Raw genomic sequence first — 22,833 nt, forward strand, 5'->3', positions numbered from 1 at the left:
CAGGAGTCGTCACCATGGGTCTGCCGCACCCCACCGCCGAACTCGCCCCCGATGCCGATGGCTTCTTCGGCCGCTTCGGTGGCCGCTTCGTCGCCGAAACCCTGATGCCGCTGATTCTCGAGCTGCAGGAGGCCTATGAGTCGGCCAAGCAGGATCCCGACTTCCACGCCGAGCTGGACGCGCTGCGTCGCGACTACATCGGCCGCGAGAGCCCGCTGTACCTCGCCGAGCGGCTGACCGAGGCACTGGGCGGCGCGCGGATCTACCTCAAGCGCGAAGACCTGATGCATACCGGCGCGCACAAGATCAACAACTGCATCGGCCAGGTGCTGCTGGCCCGGCGCATGGGCAAGAAGCGCATCATCGCCGAGACCGGCGCCGGCATGCACGGCGTGGCCACCGCCACCGTGGCGGCCCGCTTCGGCATGGAATGCATCATCTACATGGGCAGCACCGACATCGATCGCCAGCAGCCCAACGTGCAGCGCATGAAGCTGTTGGGCGCCAAGGTGATCCCGGTGACCAGCGGCACCGGCACCCTGAAGGACGCGATGAACGACGCCCTGCGTGACTGGGTGACCAACGTCGCGGACACCTTCTACATCATCGGCACCGTGGCCGGCCCGCACCCGTATCCGGCCATGGTGCGCGACTTCCAGTCCGTGATCGGCCAGGAGGTGCGCGAGCAGCTGGCCGAGAAGGAAGGCCGGCTGCCCGACTCGCTGGTGGCCTGCATCGGCGGCGGCTCCAACGCCATGGGCCTGTTCCACCCCTTCCTCGAGGACGAGGGCGTGCGCCTGATCGGCGTGGAAGCGGCCGGCGAAGGCCTGGACACCGGCAAGCACGCCGCGAGCCTGCAGGGCGGAAGCCCCGGCGTGCTGCACGGTAACCGGACCTTCCTGCTGCAGTCAGCAGAGGGCCAGATCACCGACGCGCACTCGATCTCGGCGGGGCTCGACTATCCGGGCATCGGCCCCGAGCACGCCTGGCTGCACGAGATCGGCCGCGCCGAGTACGTCGCCGTGACCGACGATGAGGCGCTCGATGCCTTCAAGACCCTGTGCCGCCTGGAAGGCATCATTCCGGCCCTGGAGTCCTCCCACGCCATCGCCCACGCGATCAAGCTGGCGCCGACGCTGCCCGAGGATCACGTCATGGTGCTGAACCTGAGCGGACGCGGCGACAAGGACATGACCACCGTCACCGAACGCCTGGCCGACGAGCTGGCGGCCGACGCACCGGCAGAATGAGGAGAGAGACGATGACCCAACGCCACGACCGCATCGCGCGCCGCTTTGACGAGCTCAAGGCCGCCAACCGCGCCGGCCTCGTCACCTTCATCAGCGCCGGCGACCCCGACTACGAGGCCAGCCTCGAGACCCTGCTGGCGCTGCCCGAGGCGGGCGCCGACGTGATCGAGCTGGGCATGCCGTTCACCGACCCGATGGCGGACGGCCCGTCCATCCAGGCCTCCACGCTGCGCGCCCTGAAGGGCGGACAGACCATGGCCAGGACCCTGGACATGGTGCGCGCCCTGCGCGAGCGCGACGACACCACTCCGGTGGTGCTGATGGGCTATTACAACCCCATCTACTGCATGGGCGTCGAGGCCTTCCTCGCCGAGGCCGCCGAGGCCGGCGTGGACGGGCTGATCGTGGTCGACCTGCCGCCGGAGCACGACGCCGAGCTGTGCCTGCCGGCCCAGGCCCACGGCCTCGACTTCATCCGCCTGGCGACGCCGACCACCGATGCCAAGCGTCTGCCGCTGGTGCTCGAGAACACCTCGGGCTTCCTCTACTACGTCTCCAGTACCGGCGTGACCGGCGCCGCCGCGCCGTCCGCCGAGCGCGTGGCGCAGGAAGTCGAGGCCATCCGCGCCCACTCCGAGCTGCCGATCGGCGTCGGCTTCGGCATCCGCACCCCCGAGCAGGCCGAGCGCATCGCCCGCTTCGCCGATGCGGTGGTGGTCGGCTCCGCCTTCACCGACGCCGTCGGCGAGGCCGAGCGCCCCGAGGACGGCGTGCGCCGGGTCGTCGAGCTGACCCGCTCGCTGTCCGAGGCGGTGCACCGCGCCCGTGAGACGGCCCCGGCCTGACGCCCGCGCCGGCCGTCCTCCAGGTATGAAAAAAGCCACCCCGCGGGGTGGCTTTTTCGTGGGAACGAAGGAACTGACACTGGCCTCAGGGCAGCTCTTCGGTCTCCGCGTTTTCCTTCTTGGCCGGGATCAGGTCGTGGCGCTCGAGCTTGAACACCAGCAGCAGCGCCGCGGCGACGTAGATCGACGAGAAGGTACCGGCCACGACGCCGAGGATCAGCGAGATCGAGAAGTTGTGGATCATGTCGCCGCCAAGGAAGAACAGCGCGAACAGCACCAGCAGCGTCGTGCCTGACGTGGCCAGGGTGCGCGACAGGGTCTGGTTGATCCCTTCGTTGAAGATCGTCGGCATGTCGTCGATGCGCGATTTGCGGATGTTCTCGCGAATGCGGTCGTAGACGATGATGGTGTCGTTCAACGAATAGCCGATCACCGCCATGATGCCGGCGAGCACGGTGAGGTCGAACTCCCACTGGAACAGCGCGAACAGGCCCAGCACGATCACCACGTCGTGGGCGAGCGAGATCAGCGCGCACAGGGCGAACTTGTACTGGAAGCGGAAGGCCACGTAGAGCGCCACGCCGGCCATGGCCACCAGCATGCCCATGCCGCTCTGGTCGCGCAGCTGGTCGCCGACCTGGGCGCCGACGTATTCGGCGCGTATCAGGTCGACCTGGGGGCCGTTGCCGCTCAGCGCCGAGACGACCTGAGCGCCGACGTCGTTGCTGAAGGTCTGCTGCAGGCGTACCAGGATCTCGTCGGCGGCGCCGAAGGTCTGCACCTGGAAGTTCTCGAAGCCGCTGTTGGCGAGCAGCGTGCGGATGTCGTCCAGCGACGGCGTGGTCGCGTAGTGGAGCTCGACCACCGTGCCGCCGGTGAAGTCGAGGCCGAGATTGAGGTGAAGGAGGGCGAGGGCCGCCACCGAGACGATCGTCAGCACGATCGAGGCGATGAAGGCGATGCGACGCTTGCCCATGAAATCGAATTGGCGCATTGCTCGCGTCTCCTAGATCCAGAGTTTCTTCACCGGCTTGCCGCCGATGGAGAGATTGACGAGGGCGCGCGACACCATGATGCCGGTGAACATCGAGGTCAGGATGCCCAGCGACAGCGTCACGGCGAAGCCCTTGACCGGGCCGGTGCCGATCGAGAACAGGATCAGCGCCACCAGCAGGGTGGTGATGTTGGCGTCGACGATCGAGGTGACGGCGCGCTCGTAGCCGGCGTGGATGGCCTGCTGGGCCGAGAGCCCGGTGCGCAGCTCCTCGCGTATGCGCTCGAAAATCAGCACGTTGGCGTCCACTGCCATGCCCAGCGTCAGCACGATGCCGGCGATGCCGGGCAGCGTGAGCGTGGCGCCGAGCAGCGACATGGCCGCGACCAGCAGTACTAGGTTGACCGCCAGGGCGAGGTTGGCGATCACGCCGAACGCCTTGTAGCGGATCAGCATGAAGGCCACCACCAGCAGGCCGCCGACGATCACCGAGAAGATGCCGCGCTCGATGTTCTTGGCGCCGAGGCTCGGCCCGATGGTGCGTTCCTGGGCGAAGTAGATCGGCGCGGCCAGCGAGCCTGAACGCAGCAGCAGCGCCAGGTCGGCCGCCTCGGTGGGCGAGTCGAGTCCGGTGATGCGGAAGCTGTTGCCCAGTGCGCTCTGGATGGTGGCCAGGCTGATGATGCTGCGTTCGGTGTAGGGCGTGCGGACGACGGTTTCCTTGCCGTCCTCGAGCACCGTGCGCTCGCGGGTCTTGTGCTCGATGAACAGCACCGCCATGTTGCGGCCGATGTTGGTGCGGGTGGCGCGGTTCATCAGGGTGCCGCCGGTGCCGTCCAGGTTGATGTTGACCTGGGGACGACCGTTCTGGTCGAAGCTGCGGTTGGCGTTGGAGACGCTGTCGCCGGTGATGATGACGTCGCGCATCAGGTTGGCGGTGCGGCCTTCCTGGTTGCGGAAGGCGTAGCTCTCGGTCTCGGACTCCGGGGTGTCCGGGCGTGCCTCGAGGCGGAACTCCAGGTTGGCGGTGGCGCCGACGATGCGCTTGGCGGCGGCGGTGTCCTGCACGCCGGGCAGCTCGACGACGATGCGCGCCGGGCCCTGACGCTGGACCAGCGGCTCGGCCACGCCCAGCTCGTTGACGCGGTTGCGCAGCGTGGTCAGGTTCTGGTTGATCGCGTAGTCCTGGATCTCCTTCACGGCCGCGTCGGTCAGCGTCATGGACAGGCCGGCGCCACGGTCGCGCTCGAGGTTGGCGTACTCGAGGTTGGGGAAGTCTCGGCTGATCAGCTGGCGGGCCTGATCGCGATCCTCGGCGTTCATGAAATCCATGTGGATCGAGCGATCCACGACTTCGGTGTTGCGGTAGCGAATCCGCTCGTCGCGCAGGGTCTCGCGCATGGCGCTGGCGTTGACCTCGAGGCGCTGCTTCACGGCGGCCTCCATGTCGACCTCGAGCAGGAAGTGCACGCCGCCGCGCAGGTCCAGGCCGAGGGTCATGGGAGAGGCGGCCAGCGATTCCAGCCAGGCCGGGGTGGACTGGGCCAGGTTCAGCGCCACGACATAGCCGTCGCCCAGGGACTCGCTGATCATGTCGCGGGCCTGGATCTGGTCGTCGGGGTTGTTGAGGCGGATAAGGACGCTGTTGGCGTCGCGCTCGACGGACTGGATGTCGATGTCGGCGTCGGCCAGGGAGCTCTCGAGGCGGTCGAGGCGGCGCTCGTCGAGGCTGAAGTCGCCCCCGTCACTGCTGATCTGTACCGCCGGGTCCTCGGGGAAGAGGTTGGGGAGAGAGTAGATCAGGCCGACGAGGACCACGAGGAGTATCAGCAGATACTTCCACAGGGGGTAACGGTTGAGCATGGGGCCCTGCCCTCAGGTTGCTGATGATGGGTCGGACGCTGCGCCATCACGAGCACCGGGCGGAGCCGGTCGGCCGGGCCCCGCCTCGGTGGTCGCAGGGCAGCCCGCACGGCCGGGAGGCGGTGCGGGCGCGAGGGCATCCGGTCAGATGGACTTGAGCGTGCCCTTGGGAAGAACGGAGGCCACGGCGGTCTTCTGGACGCTGACCTCGGTGCCTTCGGCGATTTCCATGGTCAGGAACTCGCTGTCTTCGCTGACCTTGGTGATGCGGCCGATCATGCCGCCGCCGATGACGATCTCGTCACCCTTGGACAGGCCGGCGATCAGCTGCTTGTGCTGCTTGGCCCGCTTGGCCTGGGGGCGCCACAGCAGGAAGTAGAAGATCAGCACGAAGCCGACCAGCATCACGATCTGGGCGATGCCACCGCCCGGAGCGGCGCCAGCGTCCTGGGCCATGGCCGGGGAAATGAGGAAGTCCAGCATGTACGACGATCTCCTGAGTCGCGGGGAAACGAGACGCCTGGCAAGGGCGCTCGACGGCCGGCGCTAGGCCGGCCGTCGATCAATTGGGAGCGGGGGGAACCGGCAGACCGCGCTGCGCATAGAACCCTTCCACGAAGTTGGCCAATGTACCCGCTTCGATAGCACCGCGCAAACCAGCCATCAGGCGCTGGTAATGGCGCAGATTGTGGATGGTATTGAGCATCGAACCGAGCATCTCGCCGCAGCGGTCGAGATGATGCAGATAGGCGCGGGAGAAGTTCCGGCAGGTATAGCAGTCGCAGCCTTCCTCCAGCGGACGGGTATCGTGGCGATGCTTGGCGTTGCGGATCTTGACCGTGCCCTCGGCGGTGAACAGGTGGCCGTTGCGGGCGTTGCGGGTCGGCATCACGCAGTCGAACATGTCGACGCCGCGGCGCACGCCCTCTACCAGGTCCTCCGGCTTGCCCACGCCCATCAGGTAGCGCGGCTTGTCGGCCGGCATCCACTTAGGCAGGTAGTCGAGCACCTTGATCATCTCGTCCTTGGGCTCGCCCACCGAGAGGCCGCCGATGGCGTAGCCGTCGAAGCCGATCTTCTCGAGGCCCTCGAGCGACTTCTCGCGCAGCTCGGGATACATGCCGCCCTGAATGATGCCGAACAGCGCCGAGGGCGAGTCGCCGTGGGCGTCTCGGGAACGCTGGGCCCAGCGCAGCGACATCTCCATCGACTTGCGGGCTTCGTCCTCGGTGGCCGGGTAGGGCGTGCACTCGTCGAAGATCATCACGATGTCCGAGCCCAGCGAGCGCTGCACGGCCATCGATTCCTCGGGGCCCATGAACACCTTGGAACCGTCCACCGGCGAGCGGAAGTGCACGCCCTGTTCGGTGATCTTGCGCATCTCGCCGAGCGAGAATACCTGGAAGCCGCCGGAGTCGGTGAGGATCGGCTTGTCCCACTGGGCGAAGTCGTGCAGGTCGCCGTGCTCCTCGATCACCTCGGTGCCCGGGCGCAGCCACAGGTGGAAGGTGTTGCCGAGGATGATCTCGGCGCCGATCTCCTCGACCGACTCGGGCGTCATGCCTTTCACGGTGCCGTAGGTGCCGACCGGCATGAAGGCGGGCGTCTCGACCGTTCCCCGGGGGAAGGTCAGGCGGCCGCGGCGCGCCCGGCCATCACTGGCCAGGTGCTCGAAGTTCATGAAGCATTCGTCTCGCATGGGGTCTCTCGAAATTCGTCGAAGCGGGCGGCCATCGAGTGGCCGATCGGCTCGGATCAGCGGGCGCGCGTCAGCAGCATCGCGTCGCCGTAGCTGAAGAAGGCGTACTCCTCGCGCACCGCCTCGCGGTAGGCGTTCATCACGGTGTCGTAGCCGGCGAAGGAGGACACCAGCATCAGCAGGGTCGACTCCGGCAGGTGGAAGTTGGTGATCAGGGCGTCGACCACCCGCCAGTCATAGCCGGGATAGATGAAGATGTCGGTCTCGCCGCTGTAGGGCGCGATCTCGCCGTCGTCGCTCTTCAGGCAGGCCGACTCCAGGCAGCGCACGCTGGTGGTGCCCACCGCGATCACGCGCTTGCCTCGGGCGCGGGCGGCGCGCACCTGCTCGCAGACCGCCTCCGTGACCTCGATCCATTCGCTGTGCATCTCGTGGTCGCGGATGTCGTCGGCGCGCACCGGCTGGAAGGTGCCGGCGCCCACGTGCAGGGTGACGAAGGCGCTCTCCACGCCCTTCGCGGCCAGGGCCTCGAGCAGCGGCTCGTCGAAGTGCAGGCCCGCGGTGGGCGCGGCCACCGCGCCCTCGCGGCGGGCGTAGACGGTCTGGTAGCGCTCGCGGTCGGAGAGCTCGTCCTCGCGGGTGATGTAGGGCGGCAGCGGCATGTGGCCGTGCTGCTCCAGCAGCTCCACCAGCGGTGTCTCGCCGAGGAAGCGGAGCTCGAACAGCGCCTCGCGGCGGCCCTCGACCACGGCGCGGATACCGCCCTCGAATTCGAGCTCGGTGCCGGGCTTGGGCGACTTGCTCGAGCGCAGGTGGGCCAGGCCGCGGTGGGCGTCCAGCGGGCGCTCCAGCAGCATCTCGACGCGGCCGCCGCTGGCCTTGTGGCCGTGCAGGCGAGCCGGGATCACCCGGGTGTCGTTGAACACCAGCAGGTCGCCCGGCTCGAGGGTCTCGAGCAGGTCGGGGAAGCGGCGGTGCGCGAGCGCGCCGCTCTCGCCGTCGACGCACAGCAGCCGGCAGTCGCTGCGTTGCTCGGAGGGATAGCGGGCGATCAGCGCCTCGGGAAGCTCATAGTGGAAATCGGCGCGCTGCATGGGGTGAAACGTCCGGATGGTGGGAGGAAGAAGGGCGGCTCGGCCGAGCCTTGGCAAGCCGCCTAGGATACCCTGTCGCCGACGCGAAGTCAGGGGGCGCGATTGACCTCCCGCCCGGCCCACGTATAATGCTGCGCCGTTGCCGGTGTGGCGGAATTGGTAGACGCAGCGGATTCAAAATCCGCCGGGTGCAAGCCCTTGTCGGTTCGAGTCCGACCACCGGTACCATTATATCAAGCACTTACCTCCCTCCTTGTGCTTGTTCTGAATTAGCTTTATTTCAAGTGTTAACGGAATGACGACGCAGATTCGGCCCGTCGTGTCCTGCCGTGCCCGATTCCCAAGTCCTCCCAGGCTCATGCGCAATGCCATGATCAGGCTTGCTTTTTAAGCGTTATCTCATTCTTGAAATATGAGTTAATAGTGAATAATTCTCATGTGCCGATGACAGCGTTGGCACATCCCCGTACTTGCGCCCTTCCCTGAGGGCGCTTTTTTTATGCCCGCTCAAGATTGAGAAGGCCTCCTGGGATGCCTTTCGAGATCTAATAAAAACTATTCGCATTTGTATTGACGGGCACGCAGAGAGCGATTAGCTTGAGAGCGTGGCGTTGATGAACCGCCACGGCTGACAGCCGCCAGGGTCAGTGGCTGTCAGATTTTCCTCATTGCTAGTCACGGTCTCTCGCCGCCTCCTCAGGGCGGCTTTTTTATGCCGGCATACCCGACCGCAGGGGAACAGGCCTGTGTTGTGACCGCGCCGGATGTCTCAGTCGAGGCTGGTGTCGCGGATGACGGCGTTGATCAGGCAATAGAGGCCGTAGCTTGCCAGGCCGAGGGCGACCACGCCGAGCAGCCCGGGGCCGAAGGGCTGGGCGGCCAGCACGTTGAGCGCGCCGCCCAGGCCCTGGGCCTCGTCGGGATCGGTGCGCCAGGCCGCCAGGCACAGGAACAGGCCGATCATCTGGAACACCAGGCCGCGGGCGGAGAGGCCCCAGCGGGTGACGATATTAGCCAGCCGTCGCTGTAGCGGTCCCAGGTCCTGGCGATACCAGTTCTTGAGGTAGGTCTGGCGGATGGCGCGCCACAGCTGGCGCAGGCCGATGGCGATGAATATCAGGCCGACGGCGAAGATCACGTAGAGCCCGCCCTGGTGGCTCATTACCTGGGCGGTGCGGTCGCTGGCCGCGTCGTTGCCCGAGGTCTCGGCGACATCGCGCAGCAGGTCGAGGCAATAGGCGCTGAGGCTGGCATGGATGAGGCCGCTGACCAGGAAGCCGAGCCGCGTGACCAGCCCCTTGGGGCCGTGCCCGGCGTCCTCGGTGTCCAGCAGCGCCTGCAGGAAGCGCCAGGCGGCGTAGGCGGCGAGTCCCACGCCCAGAGCGATGATCATCGGGTCGCCGAAGGGCTGAGCGGCCAGGCCGAACAACGCTTCCTTGGTGCCCACGTTGTCGCCGCCCAGGCCGATCGCCGCCAGGAAGGCCAGGCCGCCCACCAGCAGGTAGACGATGCCCTTGGCGGCATAGCCGATGGCGGCTGCGAGGGCCACGCCCCGCGTCAGTCGGGAATCGGATCTTGGCATCGCAGGCTCCGGCGTCGACGTGTCAGGCAAGGCCCATGACCACCAGGGTCAGGGTGGTGCCGGTCAGCAGATAGGCTGCCAACGCCATCAGGCCGTCCTCGGCAAGCAGCGCCAGGCCGAAGAGCGTCAGCGCCAGGCCGCCCCCGTTGGCGGAGAAGGGCACCAGCTCCATCGGCGGCATGGCCAGTCCGATCAGCAGACAGGTCAGCGCCACCGGCAGGTGAGCCGGGGCGCGGGTGAGCCAAACCAGCCGCGCGCGCAGATAGCGATCGACCCATTGGGCGGGTCGCATCATCGCGCCGGTCACCCGCACGAACCGCGACCGTGACACCCGCCGCTCGAGCAAAACGCGCGGCAGCCAGAAGTGCTCGCGGCCGAGCAGCAGCTGGGCGGCCACCAGCACCACCAGCGCCGCCATCAGGGTGGGCACGCCGGGAATGTCGCCGATCAGCGGCGCCAGGGTGACGAGCCCGGCGATCAGCAGGAAGGGCGCGAAGCTGCGCCGGCCCACCGTGTCGAGGATCGCCCCCAGGCTCACATCGTCGCGCTGCTCCCCGGCCTGCTGCACCTGGCTGATCAGCGTCGTCAGGCTGCTGGGGCATGCCTGGGGTGGGGCTGGCTGGGCGTCGTCGGTCATGCGGCTCCTGCCGTGCGAGTGAAGGATGGCACTGCCGGTACCAGGGTCACCCGGCCGGGCCATGACCGTCCAGTCTCGTCGGCACACGCGCAGGCTAGCGGCTCGGTCGAGCAGCCGGCATTGCAATATCGTATGCTGGGCGATCAGTTTCCCTTCGGCGCCGGCGTCCGCTGGCATCGCCGGCCAACACTCGATAACAAGCATCGATAACAAGGAGACCGTCATGCCGTTTTCGCTCTGGATGTCACTGGCCGCCATCTGTGCCATGGGGGCGATGTCGCCCGGGCCGAGCCTGGCGATGGTGCTGCGCCATACCCTGGGCGGCGGGCGCGTGCCGGGCATCGCGGCGGCGGTCGCGCACGCGCTGGGCGTGGGGCTCTATGCGCTGCTGACCGTGTGGGGGCTGGGGGCGCTGATCGTACGCTTTCCGACGCTGTTCCAGGCCATCACCTGGGGCGGGGCGGCCTATCTGGCCTGGCTCGGCCTCAAGGCGCTACGCGCCGGCCGCGGCGGGGCGCTGGACGCTCGGGCGATGGCCACCACGCGGGGCCAGGCGGTCCGCGACGGCATGCTGGTGGCGCTCGGCAATCCCAAGCTGATCCTGTTCTTCGTGGCCCTGCTCAGTCAGTTCGTGACGCCGGACATGAGCCTGGCCGCCCGAGCGATCATCGTGCTCACGGCGGTGGTCATCGACGGCGGCTGGTACGTGCTGGTGGCGGTCGGTCTCTCTCATTCGCGGGTGCTGCCCTGGCTGCAGGCGCGGGCGCATTGGATCAACCGCATCACCGGCGTGCTGCTGCTGGGGCTGGCGCTGCGCGTGGTGGCGGGGCCGATCGTCTGAGCCCAGCGTTGACCGCTTCGGCGAGCAGGCTGTTGCAGCTTTGTTACGCTGTGTAAGTCGCTTCCACCGGAATTCCGTCAATGAATGTGCCTTCTTCCCCGGCACCGGCACTGGTGCTCGAGGACGATGCCGACGCGGCCGCCGCCCTGGCGGTCCAGCTTCGGACACTGGGCATGGATACCCACTACTGTCGCCACGCCGGCCAGCTGATCGATGAGGTCGTGGCCCGACGCCCGCCGCTGGTCGTCATCGGCCTGGCCTTCGGCGGCGAGGAAGACATCGCCGTGCTGCGTCGGCTGGCCGAGTGCGGCCACGCCGGCCGGGTGCTGCTGCTCAGCGGCGTCGAGCGCAAGGTGGCTCGCCTCGTCGAACGTCTGGGCGAGGAGCTCGGCCTCGCCATGCTGGGATGGCTGGACAAGCCCGTGCGGCTGGCCGAGCTGCGCCAGCGCCTGGTCGGCCTGGCCTCATTCTGCCCCGCCGCGCCGGCCCCCGCGCCGTTGGTCGATGCCCGGGCGCTGGAACTTGCCTTCGCCCGTCAGGAGCTGATCCTCCACTACCAGCCCCAGTTCGATCTGGCCTCGGGGCGCCTGTCCGGCGTGGAGGCGCTGGTGCGCTGGCAGCACCCCGAGGCCGGGCTGCTGACCCCGGGGGGCTTCCTGCCGCTGCTGAGCCGGGAGCAGAGCCGCCTGCTGACGCGGCGGGTGCTGCGCCTGGCCATGCTGGATGCGGCGCGCTGGCGTCGCGACGGGGTGGCGATCTCGCTATCGATGAACGTGACGCCCGATGACCTGCTGTGTCCGGAGCTGGTGAACCTGGTGCGCACGGGGTGGCACGAGGCGGGGGGCATGCCGCTGGTGCTGGAGGTCACCGAGGCCTCGGCCATGCGGGATGAGCTGCTTGGCAGCGAGGCAGCCGCCCGGCTGCATCTGTCGGGGCTCGAGGTGTCGGTGGACGACTTCGGCGTCGGCTTCTCGTCGCTGTCGCGGCTGCAGCGTCTGCCGGTCAGCGAGCTCAAGATCGACCGCAGCTTCGTCAGTCGCCTCCACGAGGATGCGCAGGATGCCGCCATCGTCGAGGCCGTGGCGCTGCTCGGCCGACGCCTGGGCATCCGAGTGGTGGCGGAGGGCGTCGAAGACCTGGCCTGCCTAGCGCCGCTGGCGCGTTTCGGCTGCACCCACGTGCAGGGCTTCGGGCTGGCGCGGCCGATGCCGGCCGACGAGATTCCGGCGCTGGCCGGCGGACTGTCGCCGTTGAACGTGACCGCCAGGCTCGGCCAGGCCTAGGCCCGTCGATGGATGCCGGGCCCCGTCAGCTCGGCAGGCGGGCGAGGATCTCGTCCAGCGGCGCATCGACGGGCATGACCCCGTAAGCGCCGCCGACGTGATCGCCCAGCCGGCTGCGGCAGAAGCTGTGGCCCACCGCCGGCGGGGCGTGGCGCAGCAGCAGCGCGGCCTGAAGGCACTGGGCGAGGCGCTGGGTCAGCCAGCGGGCGCGGGGCTCGAGCGTCTCGGGTGGCTCGCCGATCAGGCCCTCCAGTTCGGCCACGGCGCGGTCGAGCTCGGTGGACTCGCCCTGCACCGCATCGAGCTCCTCGCGCAGCGCGGCCAGCGCCTCGGGATGGCGGCCGAGCACGCGCAGCACGTCCAGGCAGATCACGTTGCCGGAGCCCTCCCAGATCGAGTTGACCGGCGCCTCGCGGTAGAGCCGCGCCAGCGGCGTTTCCTCCACGTAGCCGATGCCGCCCAGGCACTCCATGGCCTCGGCCAGAAAGCCCGGCGCGCGCTTGTTGTGCCAGTACTTGGCCAGTGCCGGCAGCAGCCGGGCCAGGGCGCGCTCGCGGTCGTCGCCCCGCGCGGCGCCGTCGAAGGCCCGGGCGGTGCGCAGGGCGAGCGCCACGCCGGCCTCCACCTCCAGCGCCATGTCGGCGATCAGCGTGCACATCAGCGGCTGCTCGGCCAGCCGCCGGCCGAAGGCGTGGCGATGCTGGACGAAGCGCCAGGCCTCGACGAGCCCCTGGCGCATCATCGCCACCGGGGCGGTGGCGGCGTCCAGCCGGGTCTGCTGCACCATCGCCAGGATGGTCACCACGCCGCGGCCGGGCTCGCCCAGCGGCCGGGCCCAGGCGTCGCGGTACTCGATTTCCGCCGAGGCGTTGGCGCGGTTACCGCACTTGTCCTTGAGGCGCTGCAGCTCGATCGGATTGCGCGTGCCGTCCGGGGCGAAGCGCGGTACCAGGAAGCAGCCGAGACCCTCGTTGGTCTGCGCCAGGGTCAGGAAGGCGTCGGACATGGGCGCGCTGCAGAACCACTTGTGGCCGGTCAGCCGCCAGCCGTCGCCGGTGGCTTCGGCTCGGGTGGTGTTGGCGCGCACGTCGCTGCCGCCCTGCTTCTCGGTCATCGCCATGCCGAAGGTCAGGGCGTTCTTCTGCTCCGCGGGCAGCGCCCGAGGATCGTAGTCCCAGGCCAGCAGCTTTGGCGCCCACTCGGTCATGGCCTCGGGCGAGGCACGCAGCGCCGGCAGGGCGGCGTGGGTCATGGTCACCGGGCAGCAGAAGCCCGGCTCGGCCTGGGTCAGCAGGTAGAGGGCGGCGACGTGGGCCTGATGGCCGCCGCGGCCTTCCTCCTGCCAGGCCACGGCGTGCCAGCCGTGATCCAGCGCCAGGTGCATCAGCTCGTGATAGGCGGGGTGATAGGCGACCTCGTCGAGGCGTCGGCCGTGGCGGTCGAACAGCCTGAGCTCGGGCGGGTGGTGATTCACCGCTTCGCCCAGCGCCTGCACCCGCCGGCTGCCTACCTCGCGGCCCAGCGAGGCCAGGCGGCGGGCGACCCAGTCCGGAGCCTCCCGCGCGAGCGCCTCCTGAAGCGGGGTGTCGTCGGCGAGGGCGTCGCGGTCCTCGGGCGGGGGCGGCTGGTTGGTCACCGTATGGGTGGCCAGCCGGTCGCGGGGCGCGTGGTCGTGCATGGCGGACCTCCGGCAGGCGGACTCCCCTGAGCATGGTGGCTGCCGGCGGGGCGGTCAAAGCCCGGGATACCTGGTGCCCGGAGCCTAGAGCGAGGTACGCACCGACCACAGCTCGGGAAAGAACTGCAGATCCAGCGCCTTGACCAGATAGTTCACCCCCGCGGTGCCGCCGGTGCCGCGACGATAGCCGATGATGCGTTCTACCGTCTTCATGTGGCTGAAGCGCCACTTCTGGAAGTTGTACTCCAGGTCGACCAGCTTCTCGGCCAGCTCGTAGAGGTCCCAGTGGGTGGCGGTGTCGCGGTAGACCGCCGCCCAGGCGGCCTCGACCTCGGGCGAGGCGACGTAGGGTTCGGCCCAGTCGCGTGCCAGGTGGCCGTCGGGAATGGCGAAGCCGCGCGCGGCGAGGCGCTGCAGCACGATGTCGTACAGGCTCGGCGCCTGCAGCACCGCGGTCAGGTGGGCGTAGTGGCCGGGATGGGCGCGGTGGGCCTCGACCATCCTGGCGTTCTTGTTGCCGAGCAGGAACTCGAGCTCGCGGTACTGAAAGGACTGGAAGCCCGAGCTCTGGCCCAGCTCGTCGCGAAAGCTCGAGTAGTCCGCCGGCGTCATGGTCACCAGCACCTCCCAGGCCTTGATCAGCTGCTCCTGGATGCGGGCGACCCGGGTCAGCATCTTGAACGCCGGGCGCAGCTCGTCGCGGCGGATGCAGTCGGCGGCGCCGTGGGCCTCGTGCAGGCACAGCTTCATCCACAGCTCCGAGGCCTGATGGATGACGATGAACAGCATCTCGTCGTGCTGACGGGAGCGCGGATGCTGGCAGTCCAGCAGGGTCTCCAGGCCCAGGTACTGGCCATAGCTCATGTCCTGGTCCCAGTGGATGGCTTCGTTGTCGAGGTCGACGCGGTGCTGGCGCGAGTCGGTCATGGGGGCTCCTGGAAAACAGCGGGCATGACGTCGACTCTACGCCGTGCCAGCGTGGATGAGGATGGCGCGCCATGGACGCTGGCGCGTGACGCTCCGCGCCGGACTGAGTAGGCTGAAGACATTTCCCCGGAGAGCCACGATGACCGACGACGCCCTGGCGCCCGCGCCGCTGCCCGCCCCCCGCATCGCCGACGAGAGCATCCAGCTGGTGGACGCCCGCAACCGGCCCTGCGGCAGCGCGTCCCGGGCCACCATGCGCCGCTATCGCTACTGGCATCGCGCCACCTACATCGTGGTGCGCAACGCCGCCGGCGAGCTGTGCGTGCAGCGCCGGACCCTGACCAAGGAGGTGTTCCCCGGCGGGCTGGACCTGGCCGCCGGCGGCGTGGTCGGCGCCGGCGAGCCGGTGCATCGGGCCGCCCGCCGCGAGCTGGCCGAGGAGCTGGGCATCGTCGGCCAGCCGTTGCGCCACGTGCTGGAGTTCGTCTACGACGCCGATGGCCATCACATCTTCGGCAGCGCTTACCTGGTCGACTACGACGGCCCGCTCACGCTGCAGGCCGAGGAGGTCGCCGACGCCTTCTGGTGCCCGCCCGAGGAGGCGCTGGCGCTGGACGGCGTGACCCCGGACACCCGCCAGGCGGTGGAGGTCCTGTGGCAGCGCGGGTGGCTGGGGGCGGGCGCGTGAACCGCCCCGTCGACGGCGAACGGCTGGCGGCGGTGCTGGCCGCGCTGGAGGGCGTGGTGCTGGGCAAGCCGCGCGAGGTGCGCCTGGCGCTGTGCGCCCTGCTGGCCCGCGGGCACCTGCTGATCGAGGACCTGCCCGGGCTCGGCAAGACCACCCTGGCCCAGGCGCTGGCGCGGGTCACCGGGCTCGACATGCAGCGCCTGCAGTTCACCAGCGACCTGCTGCCCGCCGACGTGCTCGGCGTCTCGGTGTTCGATCCCCGCGAGGCCAGCTTCCGCTTCCATCCCGGGCCGGTGTTCCACGGCCTGGTGCTGGCCGACGAGATCAACCGCGCCACGCCCAAGACCCAGAGCGCGCTGCTCGAGGCCATGGAGGAGGGGTGCGTCACCGTGGAGGGCGAGACCCGCGCGCTGCCCGATCCCTTCTTCGTCATCGCTACCCAGAATCCCCAGGAGCAGGCCGGCACCTTCCCGCTGCCCGAGTCCCAGCTCGATCGCTTCCTGATGCGGCTGTCGCTGGGCTATCCCGACGCCCGCGCCGAGCGCGAGATCCTGCGCGGCCAGGCCGGGCGCTCGACCCTGGGCGAGCTGCCGGCGCTGCTCGACGCCGAGACCCTGCGCCACTGGCAGGCACGCTGCGAGCGGCTGCATGTGGCCGAGCCGCTGCTCGACTACGTGCAGACGCTGACCGCCGCCAGCCGCGAGCATCCCGAGGCCGGCTGGGGGCTGTCGCCGCGCGGTGCCCTGGCGCTGCTGCGGGCCGCCCGGGCCTGGGCGATGCTCGCCGGGCGCGACCACGTGCTGCCCGAAGACGTCCAGGCGGTGTGGGCGCCGGTGGTGGCCCACCGCCTCGGCGGCCGGCGCGACCAGGGCGAGGCGCTGGCCCATCGGCTGCTGGGCCAGGTGCCGGTCCTGGGATGAGCGCCGGTGCCGGGATGAGCCGGCGGCGGCCCGGTGCGGCGCGTCGGTTCCGCGCCTGGCAGCGGAACTGGTGGCATCGCCTGGCCGCCCCGCTCGGCGCGCCGCTGCCCCAGCGGCGGCTGTTCCTGCTGCCGACCCGCTTCGGGCTGGGCTGGGCGGCGCTCGTCGTGCTGCTGATGCTGCTCGGCATCAACTACCAGAACAGTCTCATTCATGCGCTGGCCTTCTGGCTGTTCGCCCTGGGCGTGGCGGTGCTGCTGCGCGCCTGGCGCAACCTGCTCGGCGTTCGCCTGAGCCTGCGCCTGCCCGCCGAGGCCTTCGCCGGCGGCGAGGCGCGGCTCGGCGTGATTGCCCAGTCCCGCCGGCCGCGCACCGCGCTGCAGGTGCGCTGCGACGACGAGCGAGTCCGGATCGATGTGGAGAAAGGCCGCGGCGAGGGCGAGCTGCGCGTGCCGACCCCGTCGCGCGGGGTGTGGCGCGTGCCGACGCTGTGCCTCGAGAGCCGCTGGCCGCTGGGGCTGGTGCGCGCCCTGGCCTGGCAGGCCCATGAGCACGAGCTGGTGATCTGGCCGCAGCCGCTGGGCGAGGCCGAGACGCGCCGCGCCGACGGCGGCCCCGGCCGCGAGGAAGAGGACTTCGCCGGGCTGCGGCGGGCGGAGCCCGGCGACGGGCCGGCGCGGCTGGCCTGGAAGCAGTGGAGCCGCACCGGAACGCTGGCTGCCAAGGCCTTCGAGGCGCCGCCCCATGATGATGTCTGGCTCGACTACGCCGACGGCAGCGGCGACCCGGAACGCCGGCTTTCCTGGCTGTGCGCCCGGGTGCTGATCCATCATCGCGAAGGCGAGCGCTTCGGCCTGCGCCTGCCCGACCGGGTCCTGGCGCCGGGGCAGGGCGCGGCCCATCGCCGCGCGGCGCTCGACGCCCTGGCCCGCTGCCGGCCTGCGGCGGACGGGGAGGGCGCGCCATGAGCGGGGCGTCTTCCGCTGCCGCCGACGCCCCGGCGGTATTGGCCGACGGGCGCGGGCTGAGCGGTGCCATGCTGTGGCGGCTGTTCGTCGGCCAGTGCCTGGTGCTGGCGCTGCATCTGGCCTGGATGCCGGCCTGGTTCGCCGGCGTGGCGGTGGTGGTGGCCGCCTACCGCTATCGCCAGCTGCGCCGCGACGCCCCGCGGGCCGGGCTGCTGCTGCGCCTGGCCGCGGTGGGCGCACTGGTGGCGGCGCTCACGAGCGAGTACGGCAGCCTCGGCGAGATGCGCGCGCTGATCGGCCTGCTGCTGGGCGTCTATCTGCTCAAGCTGCTGGAGACCCACGACCGGCGCGACGCTCGGGTGGTGGTGGCGATCGGCCTGGTGGCCACCGGCGTGGCCTTCCTGCACGGGCAGGGGCTGCCGCTGGCGCTGGCGGCGGTGATCGCCCTGGCCTGGCAGCTGCAGTTGCTGGCGTGGCTGTCCGGCGCGCGCAGCCGGCGCCAGGCCTGGGCCGAGGCCGGCTGGCTGCTGGGCCTCTCGGCGCCGCTGATGGTGGCACTGTTTCTGGTCGTGCCGCGGCTGCCGCCGCTGTGGCACATGCCCGAGACCTCGCGGGCCGCCACCGGGCTCACCGATCGCGTCTCGCCCGGCGACATCGCCGAGCTGTCACGCAGCGACGCCCGGGCCTTCCGAGCCGAATTCCGCGGCGAGGCGCCGCCGCCCGGCGAGCGCTACTGGCGGGTCTACACGCTGTCGCACTTCGACGGCGTCGGCTGGAGCCGGGTCTCGCCGTCGCAGCTGGCCGCGACCCTGGAGCAACCGCTGTCGCGCTTCGTGCGCGAGGGCCGCGCCAGCGCCTGGGCAGCGCAGGGCGAGGCGCGCTACGACTACGAGCTGCTGCTGGAGCCGGACAGCCGCCCCTGGCGGCCGAGCCTGGGCACGCCGCTGCGCGCCGGCGAGCCCCAGCGCTTCCTGGCCGACGGCACCCTGGCCGGGCGCGAGGCCCTCTCGAGCCGCGCGCTGCTGGACCTCGAGAGTAGCGGCGCGGCGCCGGCCTTCGCCGATCCCGCCGGCACGCGCTGGTTCCGGCTGCTGCCGGCCGACACCAACCCGCGCACCCGCGAACTGGCGCGGCGGCTGTGGCGCCACAGCGACGGTGACCCGCGGCGCTATCTGCGGGCCGTGCTGGCGCGCTTCGGCGAGGCGCCGTATCGCTATACGCTGTCGCCGCCGCGGCTCACCGGCCAGCACCGGGTCGACGACTTCCTGTTCGACAGCCGGGCCGGCTACTGCTCGCACTATGCCTCGGCCACCGCGGTGATGGCGCGCATGGCCGGCATCCCGGCGCGGCTGGTAGCGGGCTTCCTGGGCGGCGAGCGTCATCCCGACGGCCACTTCACGGTGCGCGACTACGACGCCCACGCCTGGGTGGAGGTGTGGCTGGACGGCGCCTGGCAGCGCCTCGACCCCACCGCCGCCATCGCCCCGGAGCGCATCGAGCGGGGTGCCTCGGCGGTGACGGAGGGGCGCGAGGCCTTCCTGGCCGATGCGCCGTTCTCGCCGCTGAACTATCGCGGTATCGGCTGGCTCAACGAGATGCGCCTCGAGTGGGAGCGGCTGGAATATCGCTGGCAGCGCGGGGTGGTCGACTATCGGGGCGCGGCCCGGGAGCGGCTGATGGCGCGGCTGACCGAGACGCTGGCGCAGATGGCCGCGGCCCTGGTCGCGCTCGGCCCCTGGCGGCTGCTGGGCCTCGCCGCGCTGGCGCTGACGGCTCTGGCGGGCGCCGCGCTGGGGTGGCGCGTCGGGCGGCAGTGGCGGCTTGGGCGACACGATGAGTTACGCCGCCTCGCGGCCTTTCAGGCCTGGCTCCGGCGGCGCGGCTATCCGCTGCGCCCGGGCGAATCGCCGGCGGCCCATCTGCGGCGCGTGGCACAGGACATGGACACCGCCGCCCCGGCGCTGGAGGCGGCCGCCGAGGCCCTGGAGCGGTGGCTCTATGCGCTGCTCGACGCGCCCGAACGACGCGAGGCCTCTCGCCGCCTTCACGCCGCGCTCAGGCGGGCGCGCCGGGACTGGCGTCGGGCCAAACGGCGTGTCATCGTGAAAGGACAGACTGCGAGCACGCGCCATGAGCATCCATGATCACGACTGCCACACCTCCCGTGGCGAGCCCTTCAACCTTCGCGCCCTGCGAGGCCAGGTGCTGCTGATCGTCAACGTGGCGAGCCAGTGCGGCTTCACGTCTCAGCTGCGCGACCTCGAGCGGCTCTATCGCCGCTACCGCGATCGCGGCTTCACCGTGCTGGCCTTCCCCTGCAACCAGTTCGCCCGCCAGTCGCCGGAGTCGGCCCAGGCCTTCTGCGCCTTCGGCGAACGCGAATACGGCGTGACCTTCCCGCTGATGGAAAAGGTCAAGGTCAACGGCGGCGACGCCCATCCGCTGTTCGTCGAGCTCAAGCGCGAGGCGCCGGGCGTGCTGGGCACGGGGATGATCAAGTGGAATTTCACCAAGTTCCTGGTCGGCCGCGACGGCCGGGTGATCCGCCGCTTCTCGCCGCGGGACGGCGAGGCGGCGTTGGTGACGGTGCTGGAACGGGCCCTCGACGAGTCCTGAGCCCCCCGTCACGTGCTCAGGAAGGCACGTCCTGGCCGCGGGCGATCATCAGCCGCTCCGTCAGCTCGTTGAAGCGGTGGCGGGCCATCAGCGTGGTCAGCCCCGAGAACAGCGCCCAGGCCTTGCGGCGCCAGCCGCTCAGGCGCAGGTTGTGGGCCACCAGGCGCTTCATCAGCTGATAGTCGTCGAAGTGGCGCCACTCGCCGGCCACCGACATCTGCTGGCGGGCCAGCACCGGTGCCAGCTCCAGGCGGAATACCCATTCCAGCTCGCGCTGGCTCAGCGCGTGGCGCTCGATCTCCTCGATCATGCGCGCATAGTCGCGCTCCCGCGGTTCCCGATCCAGCCACAGCGGCGCCAGCGCCAGCCAGAGGTCGCCGCGCGTGTCGACGAGGGTCTGTGCGTCCATGGGATCTCCTGCAGGATGGGGGATGGCGAGCATCCTGCCCCAGCCGGCGGCCGCGCTCAAGGGCGGACAGCGCCGGGCGAGGCCGCTAGAATGTCGCCACGAACGAATTTCCTTTCACCGGGGCGGCGGTTCGCCGCTCCGCTGCGAATGCCAAGAGGTCTAACGTGATCATCAAGCCCAAGGTCCGCGGTTTCATCTGCACCACCACCCACCCCGTCGGCTGCGAGCAGAACGTGCTCGAGCAGATCGAGGCGACTCGCGCCCGCAACCTGGACAAGAGCGTCGGACCGAAGAAGGTGCTGGTGATCGGCGCTTCCAGCGGCTACGGCCTCTCCGCGCGCATCACCGCCGCCTTCGGCTACGGCGCCGACACCCTGGGCGTGTTCTTCGAGAAGCCGGGCACCGAGAAGAAGCCGGGCACCGCCGGCTGGTACAACGCCGCGGCCTTCGACAAGTTCGCCAAGCAGGAAGGGCTGTACAGCAAGTCCATCAACGGCGACGCCTTCTCCCACGAGGCCCGCGAGAAGGCCATCGAGCTGATCAAGCAGGACATGGGCCAGGTCGATCTGGTGGTCTACTCGCTGGCCTCGCCGGTGCGCAAGCTGCCGGACAGCGGTGAAGTGAAGCGCTCCAGCCTCAAGCCGATCGGCGACACCTACCGTGCCACCGCCATCGACACCAACAAGGACGCCATCATCGAGGCCGAGGTGGAGCCGGCGACCCAGCAGGAGATCGACGACACCATCGCGGTGATGGGCGGCGAGGACTGGGAGCTGTGGATCGACGCCCTGGACAAGGCCGGCGTGCTGGCGGAAGGCGCCAAGTCCGTGGCCTTCAGCTACATCGGCACCGAGATCACCTGGCCGATCTACTGGCACGGCGCCCTGGGCAAGGCCAAGGAAGACCTCGATCGCGCCGCCGGCGAGATCGACCAGCGCCTGGCCCAGCAGGGCGGCAGCGCCAACGTGGCGGTGCTGAAGTCCGTGGTCACCCAGGCCAGCGCGGCCATCCCGGTCATGCCGCTCTACATCGCCATGGTCTACAAGGTGATGAAGGAGCAGGGCCTGCACGAGGGTACCATCGACCAGCTCAACCGTCTGTTCGGCGAGCGGCTGTACCTTGGTGAAGGTCAGGGCCGCGCCGAGACCGACGAGGCCGGCCGCCTGCGCCTCGACGACTGGGAGCTGCGCGACGACGTCCAGCAGGCCTGCAAGGACCTGTGGCCGCAGGTGACCACCGACAACCTGTTCGACATCACCGACTACGCCGGCTACAAGCACGAGTTCCTGAAGCTGTTCGGCTTCGAGCGCGACGACGTCGACTACGACGCCGACGTGGCCACCGAGCGCGACTTCGATGTCGTGAGCCTGTAACCCGGCGCGTCGTCGCCGAGGCCGCACCAGCGACGCCGGGCACATGCCCGGCGTCGTCGTGTCCGGACGCTGTTACGCTCGCCGCCTTCGGCCTAGAATGGGGCTTTTCCCGCCCGCGAGAGAGCCCCATGCCCGACGTTCCACCCGTGACATCCGCCGTGCCGCTGTCCCGGCACGTGGGCGTGGTGGTGCTGCCCGGCTTCTCGCTGCTGGCCCAGGCCTGTGCCACCGAGCCGCTGGTGGTGGCCAACCGCCTGGCGGAGCGCAGCCTCTATCGGCTCTCCACCTATGCGATCGACGAGCGCCCGGTGGCCAGCGCCGCCGGCCAGGCGCTGGTGCCCGAGGCGTCGGCCGGCGAGCCGGACCAGGGCCTCGACATGCTGCTGGTCTGCGCTCCCGGGCCGCTCTCCGGCAGCGTGCCCGAGGCGCTGCTCGAGTGGCTGCGTCGCCTGGCCGCCGCCCGGGTGGTGCTGGGCGGCATCGGCGGCGGCACCGAGGTGCTGGCCCGGGCCGGGGTGCTCGAAGGCTACCGGGCGACCCTGCCCTGGACGCGCTTCGAGGCCTTCGCCCGCGACTACCCGCGGGTGCGGCTCTCCCAGCAGCTGTTCGAGATCGACCGCGACCGCCTGACCTGCGGCGGCGGCACCGCGGCCATGGACATGATGATGACGCTGATCGGCAGCCAGCACGGCGCCGAGCTGGCCGAGCGCATCTCCGAACACTTCGTGCTCGAGCGCATCCGCATGGGCGACGAGCCGCAGCAGGTGCCGCTGCGCACCCGGCTGGGCAACGCCCCGCAGAGCCTGATCGACGCCGTGGCGCTGATGGAGTCCAACATCGAGGAACCGCTGACCACTCACGAGCTGGCCGAGCACCTCGGCATCTCGCGGCGCCAGCTGGAGCGACTGTTCAAGAAGCACCTGCAGGCGGTGCCCAGTCGCTACTACCTCAACCTGCGCCTGCAGCAGGCTCGCAAGCAGCTGCGCGAGAGCGACCGCCCGGCCGGCGAGATCGCGCTGCAGACCGGCTTCTCCTCGGCGGCACACTTCTCCACCGCCTATCGCAACCACTTCGGCATCACGCCCCGGGAAGAGCGCCTGGGCTGAGGGTTGCTCGGCGGCGGATCGATGATGGCCGGAAGTGTCCGCCCCGCGTCCGGTGGCGGC

General features: G+C 70.0%; 21 protein-coding genes and 1 tRNA gene. 12 read left to right on the plus strand and 10 right to left on the minus strand.

The window, feature by feature from the left end:
- Positions 1 to 14: 14 nt before the first annotated feature.
- Both trpB and trpA read left to right on the plus strand, forming a co-directional pair.
- Positions 15 to 1,250 carry a tryptophan synthase subunit beta gene (gene trpB / locus MYL53_RS08425; RefSeq protein WP_247853211.1) on the plus strand — a complete coding sequence of 412 codons (1,236 nt, stop codon included), beginning with the start codon at positions 15 to 17 and terminating at the stop codon, positions 1,248 to 1,250.
- Positions 1,251 to 1,261: 11 nt separating this feature from the next.
- Positions 1,262 to 2,095 carry a tryptophan synthase subunit alpha gene (gene trpA, locus MYL53_RS08430; RefSeq protein ID WP_247853213.1) on the plus strand — a complete coding sequence of 278 codons (834 nt, stop codon included), beginning with the start codon at positions 1,262 to 1,264 and terminating at the stop codon, positions 2,093 to 2,095.
- A gap of 85 nt (positions 2,096 to 2,180) precedes the next feature.
- Here trpA and secF read toward each other — a convergent pair whose 3' ends face one another.
- From secF to queA, 5 genes are all read right to left on the minus strand, one after another.
- A complete protein-coding gene (gene secF, locus MYL53_RS08435; protein ID WP_247853214.1) occupies positions 2,181 to 3,089 on the minus strand; it encodes a protein translocase subunit SecF in 909 nt (302 codons plus the stop codon).
- Positions 3,090 to 3,101: 12 nt separating this feature from the next.
- Positions 3,102 to 4,952, minus strand: a complete 1,851-nt coding sequence (gene secD, locus MYL53_RS08440) for a protein translocase subunit SecD (protein ID WP_247853216.1) — start codon at positions 4,950 to 4,952, stop codon at positions 3,102 to 3,104.
- 144 nt (positions 4,953 to 5,096) lie between these two features.
- The gene (yajC, locus tag MYL53_RS08445) at positions 5,097 to 5,435 is read right to left on the minus strand and encodes a preprotein translocase subunit YajC (protein WP_247853217.1); all 339 of its coding nucleotides are present in this window, start codon (positions 5,433 to 5,435) and stop codon (positions 5,097 to 5,099) included.
- Between the two features lie 79 nt (positions 5,436 to 5,514).
- Positions 5,515 to 6,633, minus strand: a complete 1,119-nt coding sequence (gene tgt, locus MYL53_RS08450; RefSeq protein ID WP_247853539.1) for a tRNA guanosine(34) transglycosylase Tgt — start codon at positions 6,631 to 6,633, stop codon at positions 5,515 to 5,517.
- A gap of 74 nt (positions 6,634 to 6,707) precedes the next feature.
- On the minus strand, positions 6,708 to 7,745 hold the full coding sequence (gene queA, locus MYL53_RS08455) for a tRNA preQ1(34) S-adenosylmethionine ribosyltransferase-isomerase QueA (protein ID WP_247853218.1): 1,038 nt from the start codon (positions 7,743 to 7,745) through the stop codon (positions 6,708 to 6,710).
- 141 nt (positions 7,746 to 7,886) lie between these two features.
- On the opposite strand from queA, the gene MYL53_RS08460 reads away from it, so the two are divergent.
- Positions 7,887 to 7,973, plus strand: a tRNA-Leu gene (locus tag MYL53_RS08460).
- 541 nt (positions 7,974 to 8,514) lie between these two features.
- Here the strand turns inward: MYL53_RS08460 and MYL53_RS08465 are convergent.
- Both MYL53_RS08465 and MYL53_RS08470 read right to left on the minus strand, forming a co-directional pair.
- Positions 8,515 to 9,327 carry a DUF1206 domain-containing protein gene (locus tag MYL53_RS08465; protein ID WP_247853220.1) on the minus strand — a complete coding sequence of 271 codons (813 nt, stop codon included), beginning with the start codon at positions 9,325 to 9,327 and terminating at the stop codon, positions 8,515 to 8,517.
- 22 nt (positions 9,328 to 9,349) lie between these two features.
- Positions 9,350 to 9,964 carry an exopolysaccharide biosynthesis protein gene (locus MYL53_RS08470; RefSeq protein WP_247853221.1) on the minus strand — a complete coding sequence of 205 codons (615 nt, stop codon included), beginning with the start codon at positions 9,962 to 9,964 and terminating at the stop codon, positions 9,350 to 9,352.
- Positions 9,965 to 10,187: 223 nt separating this feature from the next.
- Between MYL53_RS08470 and MYL53_RS08475 the strand changes: the two genes are divergently transcribed.
- Together MYL53_RS08475 and MYL53_RS08480 are read left to right on the plus strand one after the other, a co-directional pair.
- On the plus strand, positions 10,188 to 10,805 hold the full coding sequence (locus MYL53_RS08475; RefSeq protein ID WP_247853223.1) for a LysE family translocator: 618 nt from the start codon (positions 10,188 to 10,190) through the stop codon (positions 10,803 to 10,805).
- A gap of 80 nt (positions 10,806 to 10,885) precedes the next feature.
- On the plus strand, positions 10,886 to 12,088 hold the full coding sequence (locus tag MYL53_RS08480) for an EAL domain-containing response regulator (protein WP_247853225.1): 1,203 nt from the start codon (positions 10,886 to 10,888) through the stop codon (positions 12,086 to 12,088).
- Positions 12,089 to 12,113: 25 nt separating this feature from the next.
- Here the strand turns inward: MYL53_RS08480 and MYL53_RS08485 are convergent, their stop codons facing one another.
- Both MYL53_RS08485 and kynA read right to left on the minus strand, forming a co-directional pair.
- On the minus strand, positions 12,114 to 13,766 hold the full coding sequence (locus MYL53_RS08485; protein WP_247853226.1) for an acyl-CoA dehydrogenase family protein: 1,653 nt from the start codon (positions 13,764 to 13,766) through the stop codon (positions 12,114 to 12,116).
- An 84-nt stretch (positions 13,767 to 13,850) separates the two neighbouring features.
- Positions 13,851 to 14,693, minus strand: coding sequence for a tryptophan 2,3-dioxygenase (gene kynA / locus MYL53_RS08490; protein WP_247853228.1), 843 nt, complete (start codon positions 14,691 to 14,693; stop codon positions 13,851 to 13,853).
- Positions 14,694 to 14,832: 139 nt separating this feature from the next.
- Between kynA and MYL53_RS08495 the strand changes: the two genes are divergently transcribed.
- Genes MYL53_RS08495 through MYL53_RS08515 form a run of 5 tightly spaced genes read left to right on the plus strand, consistent with a single transcriptional unit; the run spans position 14,833 to position 19,885 of the window.
- On the plus strand, positions 14,833 to 15,381 hold the full coding sequence (locus MYL53_RS08495; RefSeq protein ID WP_247853229.1) for an NUDIX hydrolase: 549 nt from the start codon (positions 14,833 to 14,835) through the stop codon (positions 15,379 to 15,381).
- On the plus strand, positions 15,378 to 16,301 hold the full coding sequence (locus MYL53_RS08500; protein ID WP_247853230.1) for an AAA family ATPase: 924 nt from the start codon (positions 15,378 to 15,380) through the stop codon (positions 16,299 to 16,301). The genes MYL53_RS08495 and MYL53_RS08500 overlap by 4 nt, the downstream gene beginning before the upstream one ends.
- Positions 16,298 to 17,269, plus strand: a complete 972-nt coding sequence (locus MYL53_RS08505) for a DUF58 domain-containing protein (RefSeq protein WP_247853231.1) — start codon at positions 16,298 to 16,300, stop codon at positions 17,267 to 17,269. The genes MYL53_RS08500 and MYL53_RS08505 overlap by 4 nt, the downstream gene beginning before the upstream one ends.
- Positions 17,266 to 19,413, plus strand: coding sequence for a transglutaminase TgpA family protein (locus MYL53_RS08510; RefSeq protein WP_247853233.1), 2,148 nt, complete (start codon positions 17,266 to 17,268; stop codon positions 19,411 to 19,413). Before MYL53_RS08505 ends, MYL53_RS08510 begins: the two co-directional genes overlap by 4 nt.
- Complete coding sequence (locus MYL53_RS08515; protein WP_247853235.1) at positions 19,400 to 19,885, plus strand: glutathione peroxidase; 486 nt, start codon at positions 19,400 to 19,402, stop codon at positions 19,883 to 19,885. The genes MYL53_RS08510 and MYL53_RS08515 overlap by 14 nt, the downstream gene beginning before the upstream one ends.
- A 16-nt stretch (positions 19,886 to 19,901) precedes the next feature.
- Here MYL53_RS08515 and MYL53_RS08520 read toward each other — a convergent pair whose 3' ends face one another.
- Positions 19,902 to 20,294 (minus strand): DUF7079 family protein, encoded by a 393-nt coding sequence (locus tag MYL53_RS08520; protein WP_247853236.1) that lies wholly within the window; start codon positions 20,292 to 20,294, stop codon positions 19,902 to 19,904.
- Positions 20,295 to 20,458: 164 nt separating this feature from the next.
- On the opposite strand from MYL53_RS08520, the gene fabV reads away from it, so the two are divergent.
- Entirely contained in the window at positions 20,459 to 21,667 is a 1,209-nt protein-coding gene (gene fabV / locus MYL53_RS08525) for an enoyl-ACP reductase FabV (protein WP_247853238.1), read from the plus strand.
- Between the two features lie 128 nt (positions 21,668 to 21,795).
- Entirely contained in the window at positions 21,796 to 22,773 is a 978-nt protein-coding gene (locus MYL53_RS08530) for a GlxA family transcriptional regulator (protein ID WP_247853239.1), read from the plus strand.
- Positions 22,774 to 22,833 lie beyond the last annotated feature (60 nt).

This window comes from Halomonas getboli, from assembly GCF_023094245.1.
Classification (GTDB): Bacteria; Pseudomonadota; Gammaproteobacteria; order Pseudomonadales; family Halomonadaceae; genus Halomonas; species Halomonas getboli.

Coding starts and splice junctions, on each gene's coding strand:
- trpB (WP_247853211.1), top strand. CDS start 15: ATGGGTCTGCCGCACCCCACCGCCGAACTCGCCCCCGATGCCGATGGC.
- trpA (WP_247853213.1), top strand. CDS start 1,262: ATGACCCAACGCCACGACCGCATCGCGCGCCGCTTTGACGAGCTCAAG.
- secF (WP_247853214.1), bottom strand. CDS start 3,089: ATGCGCCAATTCGATTTCATGGGCAAGCGTCGCATCGCCTTCATCGCC.
- secD (WP_247853216.1), bottom strand. CDS start 4,952: ATGCTCAACCGTTACCCCCTGTGGAAGTATCTGCTGATACTCCTCGTG.
- yajC (WP_247853217.1), bottom strand. CDS start 5,435: ATGCTGGACTTCCTCATTTCCCCGGCCATGGCCCAGGACGCTGGCGCC.
- tgt (WP_247853539.1), bottom strand. CDS start 6,633: ATGAACTTCGAGCACCTGGCCAGTGATGGCCGGGCGCGCCGCGGCCGC.
- queA (WP_247853218.1), bottom strand. CDS start 7,745: ATGCAGCGCGCCGATTTCCACTATGAGCTTCCCGAGGCGCTGATCGCC.
- MYL53_RS08465 (WP_247853220.1), bottom strand. CDS start 9,327: ATGCCAAGATCCGATTCCCGACTGACGCGGGGCGTGGCCCTCGCAGCC.
- MYL53_RS08470 (WP_247853221.1), bottom strand. CDS start 9,964: ATGACCGACGACGCCCAGCCAGCCCCACCCCAGGCATGCCCCAGCAGC.
- MYL53_RS08475 (WP_247853223.1), top strand. CDS start 10,188: ATGCCGTTTTCGCTCTGGATGTCACTGGCCGCCATCTGTGCCATGGGG.
- MYL53_RS08480 (WP_247853225.1), top strand. CDS start 10,886: ATGAATGTGCCTTCTTCCCCGGCACCGGCACTGGTGCTCGAGGACGAT.
- MYL53_RS08485 (WP_247853226.1), bottom strand. CDS start 13,766: ATGCACGACCACGCGCCCCGCGACCGGCTGGCCACCCATACGGTGACC.
- kynA (WP_247853228.1), bottom strand. CDS start 14,693: ATGACCGACTCGCGCCAGCACCGCGTCGACCTCGACAACGAAGCCATC.
- MYL53_RS08495 (WP_247853229.1), top strand. CDS start 14,833: ATGACCGACGACGCCCTGGCGCCCGCGCCGCTGCCCGCCCCCCGCATC.
- MYL53_RS08505 (WP_247853231.1), top strand. CDS start 16,298: ATGAGCGCCGGTGCCGGGATGAGCCGGCGGCGGCCCGGTGCGGCGCGT.
- MYL53_RS08510 (WP_247853233.1), top strand. CDS start 17,266: ATGAGCGGGGCGTCTTCCGCTGCCGCCGACGCCCCGGCGGTATTGGCC.
- MYL53_RS08515 (WP_247853235.1), top strand. CDS start 19,400: ATGAGCATCCATGATCACGACTGCCACACCTCCCGTGGCGAGCCCTTC.
- MYL53_RS08520 (WP_247853236.1), bottom strand. CDS start 20,294: ATGGACGCACAGACCCTCGTCGACACGCGCGGCGACCTCTGGCTGGCG.
- MYL53_RS08530 (WP_247853239.1), top strand. CDS start 21,796: ATGCCCGACGTTCCACCCGTGACATCCGCCGTGCCGCTGTCCCGGCAC.